General features: G+C 32.2%; 27 protein-coding genes. 13 read left to right on the top strand and 14 right to left on the bottom strand.

Annotated features, from left to right (window positions below; all coding sequences use genetic code 11):
* Both upp and ACQY6M_RS04630 read right to left on the bottom strand, forming a co-directional pair.
* Positions 1-654: a uracil phosphoribosyltransferase gene (gene upp, locus ACQY6M_RS04635; protein WP_428743585.1), complete on the bottom strand. Its 654-nt coding sequence runs from the start codon at positions 652-654 to the stop codon at positions 1-3.
* Between the two features lie 40 nt (positions 655-694).
* Positions 695-1,468, bottom strand: a complete 774-nt coding sequence (locus ACQY6M_RS04630; RefSeq protein WP_428743584.1) for an alpha/beta fold hydrolase — start codon at positions 1,466-1,468, stop codon at positions 695-697.
* A gap of 39 nt (positions 1,469-1,507) precedes the next feature.
* On the opposite strand from ACQY6M_RS04630, the gene brnQ reads away from it, so the two are divergent.
* Positions 1,508-2,791 carry a branched-chain amino acid transport system II carrier protein gene (gene brnQ / locus ACQY6M_RS04625; RefSeq protein WP_428743583.1) on the top strand — a complete coding sequence of 428 codons (1,284 nt, stop codon included), beginning with the start codon at positions 1,508-1,510 and terminating at the stop codon, positions 2,789-2,791.
* Positions 2,792-2,861: 70 nt separating this feature from the next.
* On the opposite strand, the gene ACQY6M_RS04620 is transcribed toward brnQ, so the two are convergent.
* The 3 genes from ACQY6M_RS04620 to ACQY6M_RS04610 all read right to left on the bottom strand — a co-directional run bounded on the left by ACQY6M_RS04620 (position 2,862) and on the right by ACQY6M_RS04610 (position 5,912).
* The gene (locus ACQY6M_RS04620) at positions 2,862-3,365 is read right to left on the bottom strand and encodes a DUF3575 domain-containing protein (protein ID WP_428743582.1); all 504 of its coding nucleotides are present in this window, start codon (positions 3,363-3,365) and stop codon (positions 2,862-2,864) included.
* Positions 3,366-3,575: 210 nt separating this feature from the next.
* Entirely contained in the window at positions 3,576-5,684 is a 2,109-nt protein-coding gene (gene feoB / locus ACQY6M_RS04615) for a ferrous iron transport protein B (RefSeq protein ID WP_428743581.1), read from the bottom strand.
* A gap of 3 nt (positions 5,685-5,687) precedes the next feature.
* Complete coding sequence (locus ACQY6M_RS04610; protein WP_428743580.1) at positions 5,688-5,912, bottom strand: FeoA family protein; 225 nt, start codon at positions 5,910-5,912, stop codon at positions 5,688-5,690.
* A 122-nt stretch (positions 5,913-6,034) separates the two neighbouring features.
* On the opposite strand from ACQY6M_RS04610, the gene ACQY6M_RS04605 reads away from it, so the two are divergent.
* Genes ACQY6M_RS04605 through ACQY6M_RS04590 form a run of 4 tightly spaced genes read left to right on the top strand, consistent with a single transcriptional unit; the run spans position 6,035 to position 9,948 of the window.
* Positions 6,035-7,186, top strand: a complete 1,152-nt coding sequence (locus ACQY6M_RS04605; RefSeq protein ID WP_428743579.1) for an ATP-binding protein — start codon at positions 6,035-6,037, stop codon at positions 7,184-7,186.
* Positions 7,187-7,191: 5 nt separating this feature from the next.
* A complete protein-coding gene (locus ACQY6M_RS04600; protein ID WP_428743578.1) occupies positions 7,192-7,698 on the top strand; it encodes a hypothetical protein in 507 nt (168 codons plus the stop codon).
* Between the two features lie 50 nt (positions 7,699-7,748).
* Positions 7,749-9,161, top strand: a complete 1,413-nt coding sequence (locus tag ACQY6M_RS04595; RefSeq protein ID WP_428743577.1) for an ATP-binding protein — start codon at positions 7,749-7,751, stop codon at positions 9,159-9,161.
* 4 nt (positions 9,162-9,165) lie between these two features.
* A complete protein-coding gene (locus ACQY6M_RS04590; protein ID WP_428743576.1) occupies positions 9,166-9,948 on the top strand; it encodes an enoyl-CoA hydratase/isomerase family protein in 783 nt (260 codons plus the stop codon).
* A gap of 203 nt (positions 9,949-10,151) precedes the next feature.
* On the opposite strand, the gene ACQY6M_RS04585 is transcribed toward ACQY6M_RS04590, so the two are convergent.
* Positions 10,152-10,805 (bottom strand): HD domain-containing protein, encoded by a 654-nt coding sequence (locus ACQY6M_RS04585; RefSeq protein ID WP_428743575.1) that lies wholly within the window; start codon positions 10,803-10,805, stop codon positions 10,152-10,154.
* Positions 10,806-10,870: 65 nt separating this feature from the next.
* Complete coding sequence (locus ACQY6M_RS04580; protein ID WP_428743574.1) at positions 10,871-11,878, bottom strand: aspartate-semialdehyde dehydrogenase; 1,008 nt, start codon at positions 11,876-11,878, stop codon at positions 10,871-10,873.
* A 227-nt stretch (positions 11,879-12,105) separates the two neighbouring features.
* On the opposite strand from ACQY6M_RS04580, the gene ACQY6M_RS04575 reads away from it, so the two are divergent.
* The 4 genes from ACQY6M_RS04575 to dinB all read left to right on the top strand — a co-directional run bounded on the left by ACQY6M_RS04575 (position 12,106) and on the right by dinB (position 15,770).
* Entirely contained in the window at positions 12,106-13,137 is a 1,032-nt protein-coding gene (locus ACQY6M_RS04575) for a rhodanese-related sulfurtransferase (RefSeq protein ID WP_428743573.1), read from the top strand.
* Positions 13,137-14,384 carry a peptidase U32 family protein gene (locus ACQY6M_RS04570; RefSeq protein WP_428743572.1) on the top strand — a complete coding sequence of 416 codons (1,248 nt, stop codon included), beginning with the start codon at positions 13,137-13,139 and terminating at the stop codon, positions 14,382-14,384. The genes ACQY6M_RS04575 and ACQY6M_RS04570 overlap by 1 nt, the downstream gene beginning before the upstream one ends.
* On the top strand, positions 14,384-14,614 hold the full coding sequence (locus ACQY6M_RS04565; RefSeq protein WP_047787972.1) for a ferredoxin: 231 nt from the start codon (positions 14,384-14,386) through the stop codon (positions 14,612-14,614). Before ACQY6M_RS04570 ends, ACQY6M_RS04565 begins: the two co-directional genes overlap by 1 nt.
* Positions 14,615-14,687: 73 nt before the next feature.
* The gene (gene dinB, locus ACQY6M_RS04560) at positions 14,688-15,770 is read left to right on the top strand and encodes a DNA polymerase IV (protein WP_428743571.1); all 1,083 of its coding nucleotides are present in this window, start codon (positions 14,688-14,690) and stop codon (positions 15,768-15,770) included.
* Here dinB and ACQY6M_RS04555 read toward each other — a convergent pair.
* The 4 genes from ACQY6M_RS04555 to rplU all read right to left on the bottom strand — a co-directional run bounded on the left by ACQY6M_RS04555 (position 15,767) and on the right by rplU (position 19,559).
* Entirely contained in the window at positions 15,767-17,689 is a 1,923-nt protein-coding gene (locus ACQY6M_RS04555) for a tetratricopeptide repeat-containing sensor histidine kinase (protein ID WP_428743570.1), read from the bottom strand. The two genes, dinB and ACQY6M_RS04555, sit on opposite strands and share 4 nt — an antisense overlap.
* Complete coding sequence (locus ACQY6M_RS04550) at positions 17,689-18,423, bottom strand: LytR/AlgR family response regulator transcription factor (RefSeq protein ID WP_428743569.1); 735 nt, start codon at positions 18,421-18,423, stop codon at positions 17,689-17,691. The genes ACQY6M_RS04555 and ACQY6M_RS04550 overlap by 1 nt, the downstream gene beginning before the upstream one ends.
* A gap of 370 nt (positions 18,424-18,793) precedes the next feature.
* Positions 18,794-19,054, bottom strand: coding sequence for a 50S ribosomal protein L27 (gene rpmA, locus ACQY6M_RS04545; RefSeq protein ID WP_028891690.1), 261 nt, complete (start codon positions 19,052-19,054; stop codon positions 18,794-18,796).
* A gap of 22 nt (positions 19,055-19,076) precedes the next feature.
* Positions 19,077-19,559 carry a 50S ribosomal protein L21 gene (gene rplU / locus ACQY6M_RS04540; RefSeq protein WP_428743568.1) on the bottom strand — a complete coding sequence of 161 codons (483 nt, stop codon included), beginning with the start codon at positions 19,557-19,559 and terminating at the stop codon, positions 19,077-19,079.
* 209 nt (positions 19,560-19,768) lie between these two features.
* On the opposite strand from rplU, the gene ACQY6M_RS04535 reads away from it, so the two are divergent.
* Both ACQY6M_RS04535 and ACQY6M_RS04530 read left to right on the top strand, forming a co-directional pair.
* Positions 19,769-21,085 carry a M16 family metallopeptidase gene (locus ACQY6M_RS04535; protein ID WP_428743567.1) on the top strand — a complete coding sequence of 439 codons (1,317 nt, stop codon included), beginning with the start codon at positions 19,769-19,771 and terminating at the stop codon, positions 21,083-21,085.
* 20 nt (positions 21,086-21,105) lie between these two features.
* Positions 21,106-23,163: an insulinase family protein gene (locus ACQY6M_RS04530; RefSeq protein ID WP_428743566.1), complete on the top strand. Its 2,058-nt coding sequence runs from the start codon at positions 21,106-21,108 to the stop codon at positions 23,161-23,163.
* A gap of 96 nt (positions 23,164-23,259) precedes the next feature.
* Here ACQY6M_RS04530 and ACQY6M_RS04525 read toward each other — a convergent pair whose 3' ends face one another.
* Positions 23,260-24,132 carry a DMT family transporter gene (locus ACQY6M_RS04525; RefSeq protein ID WP_428743565.1) on the bottom strand — a complete coding sequence of 291 codons (873 nt, stop codon included), beginning with the start codon at positions 24,130-24,132 and terminating at the stop codon, positions 23,260-23,262.
* 89 nt (positions 24,133-24,221) lie between these two features.
* On the opposite strand from ACQY6M_RS04525, the gene ACQY6M_RS04520 reads away from it, so the two are divergent.
* Together ACQY6M_RS04520 and ACQY6M_RS04515 are read left to right on the top strand one after the other, a co-directional pair.
* Positions 24,222-24,770 carry a cation transporter gene (locus ACQY6M_RS04520; protein WP_428743564.1) on the top strand — a complete coding sequence of 183 codons (549 nt, stop codon included), beginning with the start codon at positions 24,222-24,224 and terminating at the stop codon, positions 24,768-24,770.
* 86 nt (positions 24,771-24,856) lie between these two features.
* Positions 24,857-25,870, top strand: coding sequence for a COX15/CtaA family protein (locus ACQY6M_RS04515; protein WP_428743563.1), 1,014 nt, complete (start codon positions 24,857-24,859; stop codon positions 25,868-25,870).
* 1 nt (position 25,871) lies between these two features.
* Here ACQY6M_RS04515 and gldD read toward each other — a convergent pair whose 3' ends face one another.
* Entirely contained in the window at positions 25,872-26,426 is a 555-nt protein-coding gene (gene gldD / locus ACQY6M_RS04510; protein ID WP_428743562.1) for a gliding motility lipoprotein GldD, read from the bottom strand.
* Positions 26,419-26,591, bottom strand: a 173-nt coding sequence (locus tag ACQY6M_RS04505; protein ID WP_428744923.1) for a transporter associated domain-containing protein, incomplete at its 5' end; no start/stop codon positions are given. The genes ACQY6M_RS04505 and gldD, both read right to left, overlap by 8 nt.

Below are 26,591 nucleotides of genomic sequence, written 5' to 3'. Positions count from 1 at the left end.
TTACCGTTTTGCTCCGTACGATAAATCACCTGCATCTCCAAGACCCGGAACGATATACCCTTTTTCGTTTAATTTTTCGTCAATATCAGCAATCCATAATGTAGTACTCTCTGGCAAGTGTTTTGCAACATATTCAACACCATCCATAGAACCAATAACTGAAGCTATAATTACTTCTTTAGGAGTTCCGTATTTTTTTATTCCTTCATAAACCTCTACTATTGAACGTCCAGTTGCGAGCATTGGATCAACTAACAACAACGTTTTTCCATCAATAGAAGGTGATGCAAAATACTCTACAACAATTTCGAATTCTTCATCATTATTAGGATGATGACGATACGCAGAAATAAACGCATTTTCGACATCATCAAAATAATTCAACATACCGTTATGCAATGGTAATCCTGCCCTAAGAATAGAACACAATACAATATTGTTAGTTGATAAGTTTGTTTGTTTAATTCCTAATGGGGTAGCTACCTCTTTAACATCATAGTTTAGTTCTTTACTAAGTTCATATCCTAAAATTTCACCAACTCGTTCGATATTTCTTCGAAAACGCATCGAATCTTTTTGAATGGAAACATCTCTAAGTTCTGCTAAAAATTTATTAAGAATCGAATTTTGTTTGGCTAAATGATGAACTTTCATGAACTACTATTTTTATTTTCTACAAAAGTAGCAGAAATTATCAGGATTTTATAAACTCCAATAAAGCTTCTAATAATTCTTCTTTAGCTTCTATATGACTCATATGTCCATTTGGTAATTCTACCAAAGGAGTGTTTGTTCTCTCAGCTTCTTCCTCAAGAATCGTATAATTCAATATCGGGTCTTGCTTTCCTGCAATGATCAATCGTTTATCAATCATTTGCAACACCTCTTCTTTATTGGTACGTAAACGCATTCCTTCACTAACAGCTATATATCCTCTAACAGAAGTTTTTAATGCTTCCTCTCTGGTATTTTCAATTTCTTCGGAAAGTTGCAAACGCATATTTTCAGCAAACAAATTACCTATAGACATTTTTACCAAGGTTTCGTAATTGTCTTTTGCCATTTGATTGGCTCTAAGTCGTAACTTCTTTCTTTCTTCACTATCCGCCTGTGATGTGGAGTTCATCAAACATATTCCTTTTACATTCTTTAGATATTTTTCTGCAAAAGTCAACGCCACATACCCTCCCATTGAGTGTCCTACCATAATAGCTCGACGAATTTTCAACTCTTTTAATACAGCTTCAACAGCATCAGCCATTTCTTCCATTGTATGGATATATCCTATACAACCTGTATTTCCATGACCTAATAAATCGATACAAACCACTCTATTTCTTTTAGAAACCTCTTCAACTACAACATTCCACATCGTGCTGTTTTCTAAAAAACCATGTAGTAAAACAACACAACTTCCTTTGCCTGTATCTGTATAAAAAACCGAAGTTTCTTTAAATTTTGCAATCATTTTTTAATGTATATTCGTTTGCTATTAATTTGTTAAGCAATGCACAAAACTAAGGAGATATTTATAAACGGATTTGCTTTATTTTCCATGTTTTTTGGAGCAGGAAATTTAATTTTACCTCCATTTTTAGGAAAAGGAGCTGGGAACTTATGGTTATGGGTAACCCTAGGCTTTTTTATCACTGCTGTTTTTATTCCTCTTTTAGGGATTTTAGCACATGCTAGATTGCAAGGTACCATGTATGATTTTGCAAAAAAAGTCTCTCCTACATTCAGTCTTACCTATTGTTTTATTGTATACGCTATTTGTATTGCTCTACCAGCCCCAAGGACTGCATCAGTAACTCATGAAATGGCAATAGCTCCTTATTTTAATAGCAGCTCGTTAATTACAAGTAGTGTTTATTTTGGGCTTGTTTTTATATTTTCAATGAATAGATCTAAAGTATTGACTTTGTTGGGAAAATTTTTAACTCCCTTAATTATTTTCATTTTACTTGCTATTATTTTTGTTGGAATTTACACCGCTCCAGAGGTTATAACTTCATCTACTTTTAAAACTCCTTTTGTTGATGGGTTACTCGAAGGATACCAAACTTTTGATGCTATTGCATCCATAGTTGTTGGTGGCGTTTTAGTAATTTCGATGAACTTTAACACCAATACTTCTTTTGAAGAAAAAAAAGAATTGATAACCAAAGCCGGATTTATTGCTGGTTTAGGCTTACTAATTATCTATGCAGGACTAATTTATAATGGAGTTTTATTCAGTACCTCTTTCAGTGAAAATGCTACTAGAACAGAAATTTTAAGTTCTTTAAGCAATCAAACTTTAGGAAATATTGGAAGTGTTTTTTTAAGTGTTTTGGTTGCTTTGGCTTGTTTTACCACTGCTGTAGGAGTTATTACTGGTACAGCTGATTATTTTAAAGGAATTAACAATAACTCTCAAAAAGTTTTTACAATTACAGCCATTATTGGATGTTTGTTAGGAATCGCTGTAGGTCAGTTTGACGTGAAATATATCATCAACATTGCCTTACCTGCTTTAATGTTTATTTACCCAATTACCATCGTGTTGATTGTATTAAATGTATTACCAGAAAAATACACCTCAACTATCGTTTTTAAAATTGTTGTCGGAATAACATTCCTATTCAGTATTCCTGATTTTTTAAATTTTATTGTGAATCCTGCATATTTATCAGGATTAAAAAATAGCATTCCTTTTGCTAACCAAAATTTAGGTTGGGTTTTGCCTGCCGTATTGAGTTTTGTGATCACCAATGTAATCAAACATCAAAGAAATAAAAGCTTAATCTAATTAAGTGTTTCGTTACAAAACAAAAAGCTCACAATTGCGAGCTTTTTGTTTTTAATATCTATTGAATGTCTTAAAATCGATATCCTAAATTTATTCCTACTCTTGGTACTACTGAACGCGATTCTGAAGTAAATAAGTTTCTACCTAAACCTCCATAAATATCGAGCACAAAGCCTCCTGGTGATACATATTTTGACCCAAACGCTAATCCTAACGCTCCATCTGTGTAGTCTTTGTATTCGTAATTATTGGTTCCGGCAATGATAGTTTTTCTTTCTCCTGTGTTTACCCCCATAAAAACCTCTCCAAAATAATTCCATGTACTACTATTGGTAAAATAATGGCGAAAAAAAGGAGTGAACATAGTCTTTTCGTTGTATCTAAAATCTGCTGATCTTTTTTCAAAATTAAACAATGCTGAAACCCCAACCGATGAACGTTCAGTTGTGTAATACTCATATGACACCTCTAAAGTCTTAAGTGCTAGAGCATCAAACAAATCTACTTTAATTTCCTGTTGTGAATAAGCAAAAGAGCTTATAAAAGCTACGCTTGCTAAAAGTATTCTCTTCATATAAAATTTACTGATTATCTTTTTTTTCTACCAAGTATAATACCACAAACATACATCTTTTACAAAAATTGTAATGATAAGGTATTGTTAAAGGCTTTTAAGAGCACTTACAATTAGTGTCGCAATTACTTTTTTTAGTGTTAAAAAAGAATTTCTTCACTAAAAAAGCTACAGCTCCAAAAACAACTATATATGTTATAATCTCTTGCATTAGCTTAAAATTTGATAGGCTGCAAAGGCACACAAGTATGCTAAAACTCCCATACTTACTAATTGTACTATGGGCCACTTCCAGCTTTTAGTTTCGCGTTTTACAATTGCTAAAGTTGCCATACATTGCATTGCAAAAGCATAAAACAACAAGAGTGAAGCTCCTGTAGCAAAATTAAAACGTTTTTCGTTAGTATCCGGATTAATTTCTGATGCCATTTTTTGCTTTATGGTAGTAGAATCTTCTCCATCATCCTCTACACTATATATCGTTGCCAATGTACCTATAAACACTTCACGAGCAGCAAAAGAACTGATTAACCCTATTCCTATTTTCCAATCGTAACCCAATGGTTTGACTACTGGTTCAATTGTTTTTCCCGCAATTCCTATGTACGAATTTTCTAACTTGGCTGAAGCTACTTTTTTAGACAATTCTGCTTCTGACAGTTGTTGATTTGTCGCATTTTCAACCACATTCTTTTCAGCATTATCAAATGACGATGATGGTCCATGAGATGCTAAAAACCATAGTACTATTGAAATTGCTAAAATAATTTTCCCTGCTCCCAAAACAAATGCTTTGGTTTTTTCTATTACATCAAACAACACATTTTTGGCTGATGGCAACTTGTAATTAGGCATTTCAACCACAAAAAAAGAGGTGTTTTTGATTTTTAATGTTTTGTGTAGCACATATGCAGCAATTATGGCTGCTGCAAAACCAAGCGTATACAATACTAGTAATGTAAATCCTTGCAAGCTAAAAAACCCAAGTAATTTAGTATCAGGTATAATTAATGCAATTAAAATAGCATAAACCGGTAATCGAGCAGAACAAGTAGTGAATGGGGTTACCAAAATAGTAATTAAACGCTCTTTCCAGCTCGATATGGTTCGGGTAGCCATAATTGCAGGTATAGCGCAAGCGGTACCTGAAATTAACGGTATAACACTTTTACCACTCATTCCAAATCGACGCATGATTTTATCCATTAAAAAAACCACTCTACTCATATATCCTGTTTCTTCCAAAATGGAAATAAACAAGAATAAAATTGCAATCTGCGGAATAAAAATTACAACTCCTCCAACCCCCGGAATAACTCCATCGGTTAACAAATCGGTAAACATTCCAGCAGGCAATTGTGCTTTAGTAAATTCTGCAATATCAGCAAATAACCCATCGATAAAGTCCATTGGTGTAGATGCCCAATCGAAAATAGATTGAAAAATCAATAATAACAATCCGAAGAAAATGACATATCCGAAGACCTTGTGAGTGAAAACACGATCTAGTTTACTTCTTAAATCGGTTGCTTTTGAAGCATCAACATGATATGTTTTCTTTAAAACTGCATTTATTTTTTGATATCTATATATCGTTTCTTTATGCTGATATTTTTTCTGTTTCGCTATTTCATCTTCAAATGGTTTGATGGCCTTTTTTTCCTCTACTGAAAGTAACGAGTTGTGTTTTTTGGTAAGCATCATCCACAGTTCATATGCTGTAAATTCATTACTTACACTAGCCATTCTATTAAAATAGTCTGCATCAATTTTTTGAGCTAATTCATTAAAGTTTGAATGTACTTTTAACAACTCATAATCAGCAATTATCTTTTTAAGATCATCAACACCTTCATTATTTCTTGCCGACATTAACACCACTTTAGTGTCTAATTCTTTTTCTAGAACTGGTATATCTATAGAAATTCCTTTACGTTGTAGTTGATCTGCCATGTTTAAGGCTAAAACCGTTGGAATTTCTAAATCTTGAATTTGAGAAAACAGTAATAAGTTCCGTTTTAAATTTTCAATATCGGCTACAACCACAATTACGTCTGGTTTCTCATCACGATGAGCAGTCATCAAAGCTTTTAAAACAATACTTTCATCTAAAGAAGTAGGGTTAATACTATAGGTTCCTGGTAAATCGGTAATAGTGGCGGTTTTATTTTTAGATAATTTACAAACTCCTTGTTTTTTATCTACCGTAACTCCTGGGTAATTTCCTACCTTTTGATTTAAACCTGTTAATTGATTAAATAATGATGTTTTACCTGTATTTGGGTTACCTATTAACGCTACTTTTATGCGGTTGCTCATCAGTTATATCTTAGTAATTAAAATTTGACAAGCCGTTTCTTTTCGAATTGCTAAATGACTTCCATTCACACATATATACATAGGGTCTTTTAAAGGAGCTATTTGAAGTAATTCAACTTCAGTTCCTGGTAAACACCCCATTTCTAACAACTTTAATGGAATTCTATCCAAGCACTCCTCAGATATAATTCCTCTTTCCCCTATCTGTAATGATGCAATTGTACTCAAAAACATGTATATTTTAGCTTGCAAATATACTAAAATAGAATCATTCTAAACAATATATCAACACAATATATCATTTATTTACAATAGGTTGTTCTCTCTACTTGTTGTCTTATATTTGTGGTATGATTTTCGACGATATTATTGGGCAAGAACATATAAAGAAACACTTACAGCAATCAGCTGAAAATAATAGAATTCCGCATGCACAACTCTTTGTGGGTAAAGAAGGCTGTGGCACCTTAGCTATGGCTATTGCGTATGCTCAGCATCTACTGTGCAATTTTTCTGATAATGCTGAAGCTTGTAATATAAAATGCAACAAATTACAGCACCCTGATTTACATTTTGCTTTCCCTGTTACAACAAGCGACGCCGTTAAAAAACACCCTGTTAGTAATTTATTTTTAGAAGATTGGAGAACTTTCATTGATAAACAACCTTACGGAAGTTTGTTTAATTGGTTACAACACATTGGTGTTGAAAATAAACAAGGTCAAATAGGTGTTGATGAAGCTGAAGATATTGTAAAAAAATTACAATTAAAATCGTACGAAGGTGGCTTTAAAGTGATGATTATTTGGATGGCAGAAAAAATGAACGTTGCTGCCTCAAACAAACTATTAAAACTAATTGAAGAGCCACCGAGTAAAACAGTTTTTATTTTAGTTACTGAAGATGAAGAGCAAATTATAAACACTATAAAATCTCGATGTCAAGCGTTACACTTTCCTGTATTAAGCGAAAGTGATATTGCAAGTACTTTGATCCAACAAAAAAGTATTTCAGAAAATGAGGCTATTAAAATAGCACACCAATCTGAAGGAAATTACAACAAAGCGCTTCATATTCTCAACAACAATTCAAACGATTTAATTTTTCAGCAGTGGTTTATTACTTGGATTCGTGCTGCTTTTAGAGCTAAAGGAAATGCTGCTGTTATTCAAGATTTAATTGGTTGGTCTGAAGAAATTTCAAAAACAGGAAGGGAAACCCAAAAACAATTTTTACAATATTGTTTACAGTTTTTCAGACAAGCCTTATTACTAAATTATGGAACACCTGATTTGGTGTTCTTGGAAACGCAATCGGCTAATTTTGAGTTATCAAAATTTGCCCCATTTGTTCACAGTGGTAATATCATGACTATTGAAAAGGAAGTAAGTGATGCCCAATATCATATTGAAAGAAACGGAAACGCTAAAATTATTTTATTAGATTTATCTATCAAACTAACGCGTTTATTACACACAAAAGAAGAAAAACTTCAATCATAATAATTATGAGAACATACTATTTTATTGTAGCGTTAATTTTCGGAATGTTTTTTGTTGCCTGTAAACAGGAAAAAAAAGAAAACACCAAAACTGTAGATGAAATAAGCACAACCAAACCTTTGTTAAAAGATTATTTGGTAGGCAGCTGGGAAACTACTTATTTAAAAATTGAATATTTAACCGCCAACGAAACTGATAGTACTGCTGTTTTTGAAGATGACTTTAGCGCTCCAAATTCAGGGAAAGCACAATCGAGCTATAAAAATGATGGAACATTTACAGCATGGTTTGTGCAACCTGATGGAAAAAAAGTAGGTGAAACAGGTGGTAAATGGAACACAAAAGGAGATAGCTTATTTGTTGACTACCCTTATTTAGGAAAACAGGTACAAGTTTGGTATGCAATAAAAATAACCGAAGAAGGTTTTAATGGAATAGCTACTTACGATTGGGATGATGATGGAGTAAATGACGATACTTTGTTAATGAAAACTAAAAGAATTGAATTATAAAATTGCGATTATTTAACAACATATCATTACGAATTAGAATTTTCTTGTCAATGATACTTCTGGTATTATTGGCTTCTATTTTAATTGTTACCGTAACCATTGTTCAGTATGACGAACAAACTCAAGATTATAATGTTTTACGTTTTTCTCGTAAAGAAGCATCCACAAAACAAGATATAGAAATAGAGCTAAAACGTAGAACTACCTATGCCGTAACTACTAAAAATTTAGCTAAAATTTTCCAAGATCGTATCTATGATATTGCTTATGTTCATAAGCTTACTATATCTATGTATGATATGGAAGGGAATCTATTAAAATCATCTATCCCTTATAATTTTGATAAGAAAGAAGGTTTTAATCTTTCTAAAGAAACCATAAGAGATCTTGCCAACAACTCGAACCATAAAATTTTAAAAAGTAGGACCGAAAAAGGAATCACTTACCAATCTTCATATTCCTATATAAACGATACTCGTTTTAAAAGAATAGGAATCTTAGAACTTCAAATTGCACAAGACAATCAAGAGCAAAAAAATGAACTTAGAGAATTTATTACACGTTTACTTTTGGTATATGTGCTCATGCTTATTTTAGGAGTAGTATTGGCTTACTTTTTATCAAGTTATATTACAAGATCAATAAAAACCATCTCAGAAAAAATAAACGAAACTCGTTTAAACAAACGCAACGAAAAAATCAATTTAGACTCAGCAAGTTCAGAAATAAACTCATTAGTTGCAGCCTATAATAACATGATTGATCAGCTAGAGGAAAGTGCTGTAAAACTTGCTCAAAGTGAAAGAGAGCAAGCCTGGAGAGAAATGGCAAAACAGGTAGCGCACGAAATCAAAAATCCATTAACTCCCATGCGCTTATCTGTACAAAGTTTTGAAAGAAAATTTGACCCAGAAGATCCAAACATCAAAGAAAAAATGGCAGAATATAGTAAGTCACTTATTCAACAAATTGATGTAATGAGTTCTATTGCTTCTGCTTTTTCAGATTTCGCTAAAATGCCAACACAACGTCGCGAAAAATTAAATGTTGTTGATGTTGTAAAACACTCATTAGACATTTTTACTGAAGATTACATACAATACCTCCCACAAGAACAAGAGTTATATGCTAACTTAGATAAAACGCAACTTATCCGTATTGTTACCAATCTTGTTAAAAATTCAATACAAGCTATAAAAGATACTGAAACCTATCCTAGAATTGAAGTTAAAGTTGCTTCTGAGGGGAATAGTGTAAAAATTACGGTCTCAGATAATGGTAAAGGAATTAACGACACCAACAAAGAACTCATTTTTGAACCTAAATTCACTACCAAAACAAGTGGTATGGGCTTAGGTTTACCAATGATTAAAAAAATAATTGAAGCGTATGATGGTAACATTTCATTCACTTCCAGTGAAGGAATTGGAACCGTTTTTACAGTAATTTTACCAAAAACATAATACCATGAATTTTGAAAATATTTTAGTTGAAAAATCTAACGGATTAGCAACTATTACAATTAACCGACCTAAAAAACTTAATGCTTTAAATAAAGCGACTATTGAAGAGTTACATAACGCTTTTAAAAGCCTAGATAATGATACTACTATTAAAGCAATTATCATAACAGGAAGCGGTGATAAAGCTTTCGTTGCTGGTGCAGATATTTCTGAATTTGCTCATTTTTCTGTGGAAGAAGGAGGTATGTTAGCTAAAAAAGGACAAGAAACGTTATTTGATTTCGTTGAAAATTTGTCAACTCCTGTTATCGCAGCTATTAATGGTTTTGCATTAGGAGGTGGTTTAGAATTAGCCATGGCTTGTCATTTTAGAATTGCTTCTGATAATGCAAAAATGGGGTTACCTGAGGTATCTTTAGGGGTAATCCCTGGATATGGAGGTACACAACGCTTACCTCAATTAGTTGGTAAAGGAAAAGCAATGGAATTAATTATGACTGCGGGAATGATTACTGCTGATGAAGCTAAAGAGTGTGGTTTAGTGAATCACGTAACTCCACAGGAAGAATTACTTCCTCTTGCAGAAAAAATTGCATCAAAAGTGATGCGCAATTCATCTGTAGCTATTAGTGCAGCCATTAAAGCTGTAAATGCTAATTTTAAAGATGGTATCAATGGTTTTGAAACTGAAATTACTGAGTTTGGGAATTGTTTTGGTACCGAAGATTTTAAAGAAGGAACCTCTGCCTTTTTAGAGAAACGCAAACCAGAGTTTCCTGGTAAATAACCTGATCTTACAATCAATATCCTATAAATAAAAATAGCATCTGAATATATTTAGATGCTATTTTTCTACAATAAGGGGATTATATTAATAAAAAGGGGGATTATTAACTGAAGCAAATATATATTAAATTCAATAAGAACCAAATTTTAACGTTAATTTTTTATTAAACTAACCTAAAGTTTACATTATTAACGTAAAACATATTATTTATTTCCATTCAATTCATTGTGAAATTGCTCTAAAAAACCTTCCATATAAGCATGTCTTTGTTCAGCAATAGCTTTTCCTGTTTGCGTATTCATTTTATCTTTTAACAGCAATAATTTCTCATAAAAATGATTAATTGTGGGTGCTGCTGACTTTTTGTATTCCTCTTTTGTCATATTCATTTTTGGAAGAACCTCAGGATTATACAATTCCCTATTTTTAAAACCTCCGTAGTTAAAACAACGAGCTATACCTATAGCACCTATAGCATCTAGTCGATCTGCATCCTGAATTACATCGAGTTCAGCAGAAGTAAATTTTTGCTCAAAATTTCCTCCTTTAAAAGAAATGTTAGTAATTATCTTTTCTATATGAGTAATTATTTCTTCAGGAACCTTCTGACTTTCTAAAAATGTTCTCGCTTTTTGCGGACCAACAGTTTCATCTCCATTATGAAATTTGCTATCCGCTATATCATGCAGTAAAGCTCCTAAAGAAACTACAAACACATCTACACTTTCATCTTTTGCAATCAACAATGCGTTTTTATATACGCGTTCAATATGAAAAAAATCATGCCCTCCTTCTGCTCCTTTTAAGGTATCTTTTACAAACTCAATCGTATGCTGTATTATTTGTTCTCTATTCATATTTCAAAAATAAAAATCCTGCACTTACAAGCGCAGGATTTCAAATGTACTATTATAATTTATATCTAAGCAGTAACCGATGATTTCACCAAATTGTTAGCTACTAAATATTCTGCTATTTGAATTGTATTGGTCGCCGCTCCTTTACGCAGGTTATCAGCAACAATCCACATATTTAAGGTATTTGGTTGAGATTCGTCTCTTCTAATTCTACCCACGAAAACTTCATCTTTGTTGTTTGCCAAAATTGGCATTGGGTATACATTATTTTGCACATCATCTTGCACAATAACACCATCAGTTTGTGTAAGCAACTCACGTACTTTATCTAATTCAAAATCATTTTCAAATTGAACATTCACTGACTCAGAGTGCCCTCCTGCTGTTGGTATTCTGACTGCCGTAGCTGTAATACTAAAAGAATCGTCTCGTAAAATCTTTTTAGGTTCTTTTACCAACTTCATTTCCTCTTTAGTGTAACCATTTTCTAAAAACACATCACAATGTGGCAATGCATTTCTTCCAATAGGGTGCGGATACGCCATTTCTCCTTTAACGCCTGATTCTTCATTATCTAATTGCTGAACAGCTTTAACACCAGTTCCAGAAACAGATTGATAAGTTGAAATCACCACACGTTTCATTGTATATTCTTTATGTAACGGAGCTAACGCCATTACTAACTGAATAGTAGAGCAGTTTGGATTTGCTATAATTTTATCTTCGCTAGTTAATACATCTCCATTAATTTCTGGAACTACTAACTTCTTTGTTGGATCCATTCTCCAAGCAGAAGAATTGTCAATTACTGTTGTTCCAACAGCTGCAAACTTCGGTGCCCACTCTAAAGAAGTTTCTCCTCCAGCAGAAAACAACGCAATGTCTGGTCGCATAGCTACTGCGGTTTCTAAACCAACAATTGTATAATTTGTTCCTTGAAATTCAATTTGATTTCCTACTGAACGCTCTGAAGCAACAGGAATTAATTCTGTTACTGGAAAATTACGTTCTGCTAATACTTGTAACATTACATTACCTACCATTCCGGTAGCGCCTACCACTGCTACTCTCATTTTTTTTGCTATTTGAGTATAAAATTTATTGTTTGTCAGCTACAAAGGTTTAAAAAAAACAAATTGGTTGTATCTCATTTGTTAGAAAAAATACGTTAAAATTTAAAAAATATACCATTTAACCTTAAATAGTATTGTTTTAAACAGTAAAACTCAAAAAATCAGTACATTTGCACCGGTTTTCTAGAAAAACCACAACATATTTGTTTAACTTAAAAAAGTATAGCATGCAACTGTACAACAAGTTAAGCGCAGAAGAACGCGCTAAATTAATTGATGATGCGGGTAAAGACCGTATTACAATCTCATTCTATCAATATCATAAGATAGAAAATCCAACTTTATTTAGAAATAAATTATTCCTAGAGTGGAATGAACTAGATGTATTAGGAAGAACCTACGTTTCTTACGAAGGTATTAACGCCCAAATATCTGTTCCCTCAGAAAACTTTCTAGCTTTAAAAAAGCAACTAGATAGTATTTCTTTTTTAAATGGTATTCGCTTAAACGTGGCTATAGAGCACGATAATAAATCCTTTTTAAAACTAAAAGTAAAAGTTCGTAACAAAATTGTTGCTGACGGATTAAATGACGACACTTTTGATGTTACCGACAAAGGGGTGCATTTAAATGCAAAAGAGTTTAATGAAATGCTAGCAGACCCAAATACGGTTTGTGTAGATATGCGTAATCATTATGAAAGTGAAATTGGGCATTTTGATGGTGCTATAACTCCAGATGTTGATACGTTTAGAGATTCGTTAGATATTATTGAAGAAGATTTAAAAGACCATAAAGAAGACAAAAACTTATTAATGTATTGTACAGGTGGAATTCGATGTGAAAAAGCATCTGCCTACTATAAACACAAAGGTTTTAAAAATGTTTTCCAGTTAGAAGGTGGAATCATCGAATATACTCGTCAGGTAAAAGATGAAGGTTTAGAAAATAAATTTTTGGGTAAAAATTTTGTCTTTGACCACCGAAGAGCTGAAAAAATTTCTGATGATGTAGTTGCCAATTGTCATCAATGTGGAAAACCTTGTGACACACACACCAACTGCGCCAACGAAGGTTGTCACTTACTATTCATTCAATGCGATGAATGCGCTGAAAAAATGGAAAACACTTGTTCTCCTGAGTGCCAAGACATCATTCATTTACCATACGAAGAGCAAAAAGAATTGCGTAAAGGAAAACACGCGAGCAATAAAATATTTAAAAAAGGGCGTTCAGAAGCTTTAAAATTTAAAAAGTAATGCAAAAGATTGAGTTAATGGCTCCTGCTGGTAATTTTGAATCGTTACAAGCAGCTTTAGACAATGGATGTGATTCTGTATATTTTGGTGTAGAACAATTAAATATGCGTGCTCGAGCATCTATCAATTTTACTTTAGATGATTTAGAAGAAATCTCTCGTAGATGTTCTGAAAAAAATGTTCGTACGTATTTAACATTAAACACCATTGTGTACGATCATGATTTATCTATCGTAAAAACCTTAATCAAAAGAGCCAAAGAAGCAAACATTACTGCTGTAATTGCAATGGATCAAGCTGTAATTGCAATGGCAAGAGCTGAAGATATGGAAGTGCATATTTCTACTCAAATCAACATTACCAATATCGAAACGGTGAAGTTTTATGCCATGTTTGCCGATACTGTAGTGTTGAGTAGAGAGTTAAGCTTACGTCAGGTAAAAAAGATTACCGAGCAAATTGAAAAAGAAGAAATCAAAGGACCTTCAGGTCGTTTGTTAGAAATTGAAATTTTTGGTCACGGTGCTTTGTGTATGGCTGTTTCAGGGAAATGTTACATGAGTTTACACTCACATAACTCATCTGCAAACAGAGGTGCTTGCAAACAAAATTGTCGTAAAAAATATACTGTAATTGATCAGGAATCTGGTTTTGAAATGGAATTAGACAATGAGTACATTATGTCTCCAAAAGATTTATGTACGATTGATTTCTTAGACCAAGTTGCAGATGCTGGAATTAAAGTATTAAAAATTGAAGGTCGTGGTCGTGCTCCTGAATATGTTGCCAAAGTAATTAAATGTTATCGTGACGCTATTGACAGCTTACACAATGGGACATACGATAAAGAAAAGGTTATTAGCTGGATGCAAGAACTTGAAAAGGTGTACAATCGTGGTTTCTGGAATGGATATTACTTAGGTCAGAAATTAGGAGAGTGGAGTAAAGAACCAGGTTCTCATGCTACTCAAAAGAAAGTGTACTTAGGAAAAGGGTTACATTATTTTCCTAAAGCTGAAATTGGTGAATTTAAAATAGAAGCATACGATTTAGCGGTAGGTGACACCATTTTAATTACAGGACCAACTACAGGTGCTCAAGAAATGGAATTAAAAAGCATGTTTGTAAACGATAAGGAAGCACAAACTGCTACCAAAGGAGATGAAGTTACTATGAAATTAGATTTCAGAATTCGCCCATCAGACAAGTTATACAAAATTGTAAAAACTGAATTTGCTAAAAACTAATGGTTGTAATTACCTTACAAAGAAACAAGTGTATTGGCTGTAATTATTGTGTGGAGTTAGCTCCAGCACAATTTCAAATGTCGAAAAAGGATGGAAAATCAGTTTTATTGCATTCCACAGAAAAGAAAGGTTTCTTTACCATAAAATCACACGACGATAGTATTTTTGAGGCTTCACACGAAGCGAAAAAAGCCTGTCCTGTTAAAATTATTGAGGTAAAACAAGTATAATTTTATACAAAAAGAACAAAGACTTATTATAAAGCTCTCTTAATCTTAAGAGGGCTTTTATTATTTTTACAGGATGGAACTTAAACCTCCCTTTCGTAAAATTATTCATGTAGATATGGATGCCTTTTATGCATCTGTAGAACAATTGGATAATCCTGAATTACGAGGTAAACCTGTTGCTGTAGGTGGTAGCGAAGTTCGAGGTGTAGTTTCTGCCGCCAGTTACGAAGCCAGAAAATTCGGAGTTCGTTCTGCCATGAGTGGTATTTTAGCTAAACAAAAATGCCCACATATTATCTTCGTTTCTCCCAGATTTGATCGTTACAAAGAAATATCATCTAAAATTAGGAAGATATTTTACGATTATACAGATTTGGTAGAACCTCTATCATTAGACGAAGCCTACCTAGATGTTACTGAAAACAAAAAAGGGAATCCATCTGCAAGTATGATTGCTCAAGAAATTCGCCAACGAATTTGGGAGGAATTAGAATTACGAGCATCCGCAGGAATATCTATTAATAAGTTTATAGCCAAAGTTGCTTCTGATATTAATAAACCCAATGGACAAAAAACTATCAATCCAGAAGAAGTTCTAGAATTTCTAGAACAGTTACCTGTAAATAAATTTTATGGAGTAGGGAAAGTTACGGCCGCCAAAATGCACAATTTAGGCATTTTTACTGGCTTAGACTTAAAACAAAAGTCGCTGGAAGAACTTTCTAAACTGTTTGGGAAATCAGGATTGCATTACTATAATATTGTTAGAGGTATACATAACTCAGCTGTAAAACCTGACCGTATTCGAAAATCAATTGCTGCCGAAACTACTTTTCGCGAAAATTTATCTTCGGAAGTTTTTATGCTGGAGCGTCTTGAAAAAATAGCCGATGAATTAGAACGTCGCATGAAAAAATCAAACACCAAGGGGAAAACAGTTACCCTAAAAATCAAATACAGCGATTTTACGCTACAAACCCGTAGTAAAACTACCAACCATTATCTTCAATTAAAAAAAGAGTTCTATCCTATCGTAAAAGAGTTATTGTATCAAGACACTCTTAATAATTCTGTTCGTTTATTGGGTATTTCTTTTAGCAATTTAAATACAGAAAAAAAAGAACCTGTTTGGGTTCAATTACGTTTTGATTTTTAACGCATAGGAATTATTAATGAAACTTTAGTTCCTATAATTTTTCCTTCTTTATTAGTTAAATCAGTATAAACAATGGTGTATTTATTTTTAAACTCGTTAGTAAAGTTTTGTAGTCGCTCTTTTGTTAAATCTACTCCTATTGATTTTCGATTTAAAGATTTGCTCTGTTTTATATTCATAGCAGCATCTCGTCCTATACCATTGTCAATAATATCAATTCGAATAAACTCATCAGATATCTTATTTACGGACAGCTCAACTTCCTTTTTCCCTTTTTTAGATGACAAACCATGCCAAATAGAATTTTCTAAAAAAGGCTGTAAAATTAAAGGCGGAACTTTTATCCTTTCAATATTTACATTAGAATCAACCTTTTCTACATAATTTATCTCATTTGAAAACCGAATATTTTCGATACTCATGTATAAATTCATTGTTTTTAATTCTTCACTTAAGGTTACTTCTTTTACAGAGGAAGACTCTAAAATACTGCGAATTAATTTTGAGAATTTGTTTAGATAATGTACTGCATTTTTTTGCTCATTGTTGATAATGTATAGCTTTATTGAATTTAGAGCGTTGAAAACAAAATGAGGGTTCATTTGAATTCTTAAAGCTTCTTGTTCTAGCTTTAATATTTTTTTATCGTTATTCAACAATCGTTGCCTATACATTGAGTATAATAAAACCCCTAACAAGGCTATAGAAACCAGAGTTATTATTAAAATGTTTCTATTTCTTAAAAGCTTTAGTTTAGCAATTTCGTTTTCCTTTGCCAAACTTCTAATTTTATTGCTACTTACCTCATTATCGTATTTATTAATTAAGTTATTTACATATGAAATATTCTTATCATTAAAGGTTTTTCGCTCTCCTTCGATAGCTTTTTTATAAAACTCATATGCTTTTTTATACTCTCCTTTTTTCTCATAAAGCTCAGACAAGTATAAATTTGATTGATTGATTCCTGAAGGTATTTTATGCTCATTTGCGATTGCTAACCCTTTTTCTATATTTACCTGCGCTTTGTCTAAGCTATCTAACTTTAATTGCACATTTCCGAGCGTAGCATATACCTCAGAAGTATAGTACTGGTTTCCTATTCTATCAGAAATTGGCACAACTTCACTTATATATTTATATGCTTCATTATATTTTCCTTGTAATAATAAAACATCGCAAATACTTTGGTGACAAATAACAATTCCTAAATCTGATTTAATCTCTAAATTATATTTCAGAGATTTTTGGTAGTGTTCTAGTGCAGCATCAATATCTCCAAGGTTTTTAAAAGCAAGACCCATATTTTGATAATTGATGGCTAGTCCTCTTTTATTACCTAGTTTTTCTTGTGTTAGTATTGATTTCTTAAACTTTTCTAATGCTAACTGATATTGTTTTAGTGCAAGATATATATTACCTATACTATTGTTGGATATACTAATACTTAACTTAGTATCTTCGTTTGGCATTTCAATTTTATCTGCCAATTCCAATGCCATTTGGTGATAGTTTAATGCATTTCTGATTTTATCTTGTCGTCTATACACCACACCTATTTGGTTGAGCGTAACAATCTCTGCATCTACATTTTTTATCGCTCTAGCCAACTCTAAGGCTTTCTTGTAACTTTCTACAGAGGCATCAAAATAAGCATTGTTTCTATAATCTACTCCAAATAAATTATAGGCATAAATTTCACCTAATTTATAGTCGTTTTTTATACTCTGATCTAAAAGTAAATCTATTTCTTTTTTATCAAATCGTTTTTGTTCAAAGAAATGATGCAATTCGTAGTAATCATCTATTTTTTTAGTAACAGCTGTATGAATTAAGCTATCTATACTTTTATTTTCTTGTTGTGAATAACATGAAAATACAGTAAAGAAAATAAGCAAGAATTTTATTAGCTGTTTCATTAAAATTTTTCTAAGAAGTCCGATTTTCTTTGACGTGATACAGGAATTTTATGGTTATTTTCTAACACGACATAACCTTCTGATTTTAAAAACTCCTTGATTTTATTCAAATTAATGATAAATGAATTATGTATTCTAAAAAAATGATCGTCTGGTAGTAATAAATCTATTTCTTTTAGTTTTTTGGTAACTACTATCTTTTTATTTCCTGAAGTGTGTATTGTCGAATAGTTTCCATCTGATTCAACAAATAAAATTTCATCCTCTGACAGGAAGACTAATTTTCCGTCTGTATTAATTGTTATTTTCCTCCTATTGAACTTTTTATTAAAGTTTGACAGTATTTTTTCAACCTTTTCCGTATTGTCATATTTCTTATGATGACTTTTAATTCTCTCTATGGTTTCTTCTAAATCATCAGAATCTATAGGTTTTAACAAATAGTCTATCGCTTGATTTTTTAATGCTTTAATAGCATACTCATTATATGCGGTTGTAATAACAATAGCAAAATCTCTATTTTCTAGCTTTTCTAACAACTGAAAGCCATCCATTGTAGGCATTTCAATATCTAGAAAAAGACAATCAATAACATTTTTATTAATATATTTAATTGCTTTCTCTGCGTCAGTAAAAGTTTCAATAACCTCTATATCATCACTAAAACTCGATAATTCCCAGGAAAGCCCTTGGATTGCCTTTGGCTCATCATCAACAATTACAGCTCTTAACATCGTACATACATTTAACCCAAATGTAACTGATAATATCTTAAAAATAAAATATATGAATTGTCATTTTTACAACAAAACAATATAAAATCTCAATAGAAATGTAGTCTATTTACCATTTATACAAAAAAATACACCATTTATACAAATACCCTACTGTAACACGCATATTACATCGATATTTGTAGTGTAATACACAAGGGGAATCATATTGATAAATTGGGGGATTAATCAATAATGATATTAAGTTACAAAACACCGCTCAATGAGCGGTGTTTTTTTTTATTTACACAAAGTATTATTTCTTTAAAAACAAAAAAACTCAAACATTTAAAAATGTTTGAGTTTTTATTTATTCTAATCAGTTAGTCTCTTAAGCCTCGAATGGAGTTACAGAAACGTATGATTTATTATCTCTTTTCTTTTGGAATTTTACAACACCATCAACTTTAGCATGTAAAGTATGATCTTTACCCATGTAAACATTTTCACCTGGATTGTGTTGAGTTCCTCTTTGACGAACAATAATGTTACCTGCAATAGCAGCTTGTCCTCCAAAAATCTTTACTCCTAATCGTTTCGATTCCGATTCACGACCGTTCTTCGAACTACCGACACCTTTCTTATGAGCCATCTTTGTAAGTTTTTAAAGTTAATTATTTACTTAACGCTTCAATTAATTCTGCTTTCTTTAAAGAAGTGTATCCTGCAATACCTTTTTCTTTTGCTAAAGCTTTTAATTCTGCAACAGTCATAGAACTTAAATCGTTCGATTCAGCTTTTACCTCTGCTTTAGGAGCTTCTTTTTTAGCAGCTGCCTTAACACCAGAAGTAGCAATTCCTTCAATTTGGATTTCAGTTAAATACTGTCTGTGTCCATTTTTCTTTTTGTAACCTTTTCTTCTTTTCTTTTTGAAAACGATTACTTTATCACCTTTTAAGTGACCTAAAACTTTTGCAGTTACTCCTGCACCTTCTATAGCTGGGGCGCCAATAGTAACGTTTCCGTTATCTTCAACAAGCATTACTTTATCAAAAGTTACTTTTGATCCTTCTGCCTCTTGTAAACGGTGTACGTATACTTTTTGGTCTTTTGCTACTTTAAATTGTTGCCCTGCTATCTCTACGATTGCGTACATACTATTTGTTTTGCGTTTATACTTTTCTCTCATCTTCATAATGAAAATGCGGGTGCAAATATACATTTTTTACACCAAAAAACAATCTATTATTCAGAAAATTACTATTTTAACACAAAAAAGAGCTCTTTTTCTTCTTTTTAAATTGTAACAAAAAGAATCATTTCGCGTCACATTCATTAAAATTAATAAAATTCAAACATCAATCAATGAAAAAAACTGTTATCACTCTTGCTTCTGCTTTGTTAGTAGGTCTTGCTGCTAACGCGCAAAAAGTAGAGTTTGAAGAGTACGATTTAAACAACGGAATGCACGTTATTTTGCATCAAGATAACACTGCACCTGTCGTAACTACTTCAGTAATGTACCACGTAGGAGCAAAAGACGAACAACCTAACCGCACAGGAATGGCTCACTTTTTTGAACACTTACTATTTGAAGGAACTGAAAATATTAAAAAAGGAGAATGGTTTAAAATAGTTTCTTCTAATGGAGGAACCAATAATGCTAATACTACAGATGACAGAACTTATTACTATGAAGTTTTCCCTTCTAACAATCTTGAGTTAGGTTTATGGATGGAATCTGAAAGATTACTTCACCCAATTATAAAACAAGAAGGAGTAAATACTCAAAACGAAGTTGTAAAGGAAGAAAAACGTCTTAGAGTTGATAACCAACCATACTCTCGCTTCTTAGAAAATGTAAAAAAGCACATGTTTAAAAAGCATCCTTATAAAGGTACAACCATCGGTAAAATGGAGCATTTAGATGCTGCTACTTTAGATGAGTTTTTAGCATTTAACAAAAAATTCTACGTGCCAAACAATGCTACTTTAGTTGTTGCTGGTGATATTAACATTGAGGATACTAAAAAGTTAATTGATGCTTATTTTGGATCCATTCCAAAAGGGAAAGATATCACAAGAAACTTCCCTAAAGAAGATCCAATAACAAAAGAGTTTACAGCAAAGGCTTACGACCCTAATATTCAAATTCCTGCTATTGTTGAAGCATATAGAACTCCGTCTATGAAAACTAGAGATGCTAGAGTTTTAGATATGATTTCAACTTACTTAAGTAGTGGTAAAAGTTCTGTGTTGTATAAAAAACTTGTTGATGATAAAAAAATGGCATTACAAGCAGGAGCTTTCAACTTAAGTCAAGAAGATTATGGAACTTACATTTTATTTGCACTTCCGTTAGGTAAAACTTCGCTTACTGATTTGGTAAAAGAAATAGATGAAGAAATTGCTAAAATTCAAAACGAATTGATCTCAGAAAAAGACTTTCAAAAGCTTCAAAACCAATTTGAGAATGATTTTGTAAACTCTAATTCAAGTGTTGAAGGTATTGCAAACTCATTAGCACGTTTTAATGTGCTGTATGGTGATACCAACTTAATCAACACAGAAATTGAAATTTACCGTTCTATCACAAGAGAAGAAATTAGAGAAGTAGCAAAAAAATATTTAAACAAAAACCAAAGATTGGTAATGGAGTATTTACCAGAATCTAAAAAATAATTCAGTAACTAGACATACTTATGAAAAAAACAATTTTATCAGCATTAGCAGTTGTAACCATGTCTTTTGCTGTATCAGCTCAACAAATAGATAGAAGTATTCAACCAAAACCAGGACCTGCTCCTAAAGTTAAATTAGGAAAAGCGGAGAAATTTAACCTATCTAATGGCTTGAAAGTAATTATGGTAGAAAACCATAAACTCCCTAGGGTATCTGCTTCTTTAACTATTGACAACCAACCTGTATTAGAAGGTAATAAAGCTGGTTTATCTAATTTAATGGGAGACTTACTTGGAAATGGTACCTCAAAAATATCTAAAGATGATTATAACGAACGTATCGATTATCTAGGTGCCTCTGTATCTTTTAGAAGTAACGGTGCTTCTACTCGATCTTTAACAAAGTACTTCCCTGAAGTATTAGAGTTAATGGCCAATGGAGTAAAAGATCCTCAATTCACTAAAGAAGAATTTGACAAATCGGTTGAAAGAACTTTAGAGGGAATAAAGTCTAACGAAAAAAATGTAAAAGTAGTAGCTTCTAGAGTGGAAGACGCTTTGGTTTACGGTAAAAATCATCCATATGGTGAATTTATAACTAACGAGAGCATCAAAAACATCACCTTAGAAGATGTTAAAAACAACTACAATACCTATTTCAAACCTAATAATGCTTATTTAGTTGTGGTTGGAGATATAAATCTTGAAGACACTAAAAAGTTAATAACAAAATTATTTGGAGATTGGGCTAAAGGAAACATTCCTACCTATACTTTGCCAACACCAAAGAATGTAGACACTACAGAGATTGACTTCATTAATATGCCAAATGCTGTACAGTCTGAAATTGCTGTTGTTAATTCTGTTGATTTAACTTTAGGAGATAAAGATTATTATGCTGCATTATTAGCAAATAACATCCTTGGTGGAGGGGGAACTGCACGTTTATTTATGAACCTTCGTGAAGACAAAGGATATACATATGGATCATATTCAAGCATTTCTCAAAACAAACTTGATGGAGCTGGTAAATTTAAAGCTGGTGCTGCTGTAAGAAATATAGTTACTGATAGTGCTGTAATAGAAATTCAAAAAGAAATCAACAAAATTAGATATCAGAAAGTATCTGAAGAAGAACTAAAAAATTCTAAAGCAGAATATATTGGTAGCTTTGTTAGAAACGTTCAAAAACCTGCAACTGCTGCACGTTACGCTCTTAATATTGCTCGTTATAATTTACCTGAAAATTTTTACGAAAAATATCTTGAAAACATAAACGCTGTAACATTAGAAGAAGTTCAAAATGCAGCAATCAAATATTTCAAAGGAGATAAAGCTCGTATTATCATTACTGGAAAAGGAATTGATGTTTTAAAGAATTTAGAAAAGACAGCTGATTACAAAATCAATTATTTTGACAAAAATGGTAACCCTACTGAAAAACCAGCGATGAGCTTACCAATTCCTAACGGTGTTACAGCGTCTAGCGTAGTAGACAATTATTTCGAAGCCATTGGAGGAAAAGACAAAGTAGCAAGTGTAAATTCTGTAATGATCACTTCTAATGCTGAAGTTCAAGGAATGCAGTTAAATTTAGTTCAAAAAATTGCAACTCCTAACAAATCCTCAGTAGTAGTTTCTATGATGGGCAATGTGATGCAAAAAGTAATTTTTGACGGAACTAAAGGATATCAAGAAGCTGGTGGACAAAAGAAAGAAATATCAGGTGATGATTTAGAAGAGGTAAAAAACAATACTGCTCCTTTTACTGATAAAGCATACAAAAAAGGAACTTTAGATAGAATTGAGCCTATAGACGGAAATAACGCTTATGTAATTAAGTATGGTAAAAAAGAGGTTTTTTATGATGTAAAATCTGGATTAAAGGTAAAAGAAATTGTTCCTCAAAAAGGGCCTCAAGGAGAAGTTAAAGTACCTGTAGTATTTGAAGATTATAAAGAGGTAGACGGAATTAAATTCCCTCATAAAATGATTCGAACTATGGGACCAATGAAAATGGAATTCATTACCAAAGAAATCAAAATAAACGAAGGAGTTTCTGAAGCTGATTTTCAATAAAAAATTAGACTTTTATAAAAGACAAAAGAACCTAAACATCTGTTTAGGTTCTTTTTTTATTCAAAATATACTAGTTTAAATCTTCCCTCTAAAAATCTACTTCGCTTTATTCACCAACCAAACTCCTGATAAAATAACTCCTCCTGCAAATAGTTGAATTAAGCTTAATTTTTCTCCGTCAACAATTCCCCACAACACAGCGACAATGGGAATTAAATACGTTACGGAAGAAGAAAATACAGGTGAAGAAATATGTATCAATTTATTAAATAGCACTTTCGCTATTCCTGTTCCAATAATAGACAATATTGTTATGTATCCTAATGCACTTGTTGTTCTTGGGGTTACTTCAAACTCTGAGAAAAACCCTGAAAACACCAACACCAATAATGCAGGAATAGCTAATAATAAAAAATGTCCTGTAGTAATTGCCAATGCATCTAAATCAGATAAATATTTTTTTATCATGTTTACATTAAACGCATACCCTATTGACGCTATAATAACCAACAATGCATACCAGTAGTTTTGATTCGGGTTTAATTCGGCTCCTTTTAAGATTAAAACCAAAGTACCTACCAAACCAACTAAAATTCCAATAAACTGTTTCCTTTTAAAAGCAAACCCAAACACCATCGCTCCAAAAATAAACGTATTAAACGGGGTGAGAGAGTTTAAAATTGCTGTTATTGAACTGTCAATTCCTTTGATTGCAAAAGCGAATAAAAACACTGGAAAAAAAGTTCCTAAAGCAGCCGTAATAGCTACATATTTCCAATGTCTTTTTTCAATTCTTTTTAAACTTCTAAACCCTATTAACAATAAAAAAACCGAAGTAATTAACATTCGTAATGCACCTACCTGAACTGGAGTTAAACCGATAAGTGCCTTTTTCATTAAAATAAAAGAGCTTCCCCAAACGAGCGAAAGCACTATTAAAAACAACCATTTTTGTTGTTGATTATTCATTCTCAGCTTATTTAAACACAAAAGTCGTTCATTTCTATTTTTAATTTTGTTTTTATTGATAAATTTGCCGAATAACTCAATAAATAAAAATGATGAAGTTTTTAAAAATATTTTTTGTTGCTGCTTTTGTAAGTTTAGCTATGGTTGCTTGTAAAAACGAAGCTAAAAAAGAAGAAGCTCCTAAAACTGAAGAGGTAGCTGCAAATGTACAAGAAGCTAGTTTTGCTATTTCTGGAATGACCTGCGAAATAGGTTGTGCAAGAAAAATAGCTTCAGATTTAAATAAAAAAGAAGGCGTTTTAGAAGCTAACGTAATATTTAACGATAGTATTGCTAACGTAAAGTTTGATGCTAACAAAACTAACAAAGCAGAATTGATGGCTTTTGTTGATGGTATTAATGAAGCTTATAAAACTTCTGAAATAAGCAAAGAAGCTTGCAAAGCAGATTGTAAAAAAGCTTGTTGTGCTACAAAAGAAGCTGAGAAAAAAATGTGTGAAATGGAGTGTTGCGCAAACAAAACTGATGCAGAAAAAGCTGCTTGTGATAAAGAGTGTTGTGCAAAAACTGAAACTGAGAAAAAGGCTTGCGCTACAAATTGTGAAAAGCCTTGTTGTGCTGAAACAAAGAAAGCATAATTATCTTATAAGCATATACACTAAGCTCCTCAAATGAGGAGCTTTTTTTATGCGTTTATTGTATCTTTGCTAAAACTTTTCGTAGCATGAAAAAACACTTTCCTCTCATTGTAAAAATTGCGTTAATCTCTGTATACGTTATATTTTTAGCGGGCTCAGTTGTTCGTATGACGGGTTCTGGAATGGGGTGTCCTGATTGGCCTAAATGTTTTGGATATTACGTTCCTCCTACCTCAGAAGAACAAATTACATGGCAACCAAACTCTGAGTATAAAAAAGGGATGATTATTGTAAAAGATGAAGCGCTGTTTGTTGCTGAACACAATATAAAAACTACCGAAGAGTTCAACGCTAATAATTGGGAAAAATACACCAAACACAACTACGCTAAGTTTAACAAATATCATACCTGGACAGAATATATCAACCGATTAAGTTCTGCTTTAGCGGGTATTCCTTTTTTGTTTTTAATCATTATTTCTCTTTCTTTTTGGAGAGAAAATAAGCAAATTACTTTATTATCATTTGGAGCTTTCTTTTTACTCCTTTTTGAAGCATGGTTAGGTAAAACAGTGGTAGATTCTAACCTAAAACCTACCATTATTACCATTCATATGGTAGGAGGTTTAATTATTGTAGCATTGCTATTATGGTTGCTTTTTATCCTTTCTGACCGAAAAAAAGGAGCTTATAACTCATTGTTTAGCAAACTAATTATTATTTCCGCAGTATTTTCATTAATTCAAATTGCTTTAGGTACACAAGTACGACAATTTATTGATGAGCAAGTTAAGCTACACGGATTTGAAAACAAACATTATAGTTTAATGAACCCTAGTTTAAAGTTTTATATCCACCGTTCATTTACCATAGCAATTGTATTGGTAAACTTAGGTTTGTTTTACTTAAATCAGGTAAAAGGCTTGGGGTATAAATTGGTAAATTGGATTGTTGCTTTAATCTTTTTAGAAACGATTACGGGTATTTTAATGTATTATGCTGAATTCCCTTTAGGAACCCAAGCTGTACACCTATTATCAGGTGCTATTTTATTTGGATTGCAGTTTTATTTGTGGTTGCAGAGCAGAAAAGTTGGCTAATTTATTTCTTCCACTCCAACGTTTCCATCATATGAATCATATCGTTTTTGATATACTCAACTGCTGGTAAAATAGAATCGTAATTTGGTTTGGTATAAAAAAATAAAGACCCTTTTAAAAAGTGTTTAGAACTATCTGTCGCATGAAATTGGACTTGTGAAGCTGCATTCCCTAAAATTTGATACACACTACCGTATACTTTTTTATCTGGATTCGCATATTCAACTGGTGCGGTAATTTGATCTGCTTTTATAGCATGCTCAAACACTAATTTTTCTGATTCCATTAACAACTCTCTTAAATTTCCTTCAATAGGACGGTACGTTATGTCAACAGATGCTTTTAACGTTGGATACTCAACATTCATCCAGTTTTTAGGTAAATCTTTAGATTCGGTTATTTGCGCCGTTTCAAACGAATATGGTTTATGAAGCGTGATTCTCTTATAGGTTTTCTCTGGGTATTCTAAACTTAAATATCCTTTGGGTTTGGGTAAAGTTTCTTCACCACAACTAATTAAAAGTATTGCTGATACCAGCAAAAATAATTTACGCATTTCGGGTAACTTTTACTTGTTTTATACGCTTTTTAGCCAACGCTTCAATAGTAAACGTATAATTATTGAAGTTTATTTTTTCGCCTTTTTTTGGGAACTTTCCTGAGACCTCTAAAATAAAACCTGCTAAGGTTTCACTTTCTCCTTTAGCTTCTTCAAACTTGT

It is taken from the genome of Tenacibaculum sp. (assembly GCF_050290165.1).
GTDB lineage: Bacteria > Bacteroidota > Bacteroidia > Flavobacteriales > Flavobacteriaceae > Polaribacter.
The sequence above is the reverse complement of the archived record's forward strand: the minus strand, read 5'-3'. Positions and strand labels throughout refer to the sequence as shown.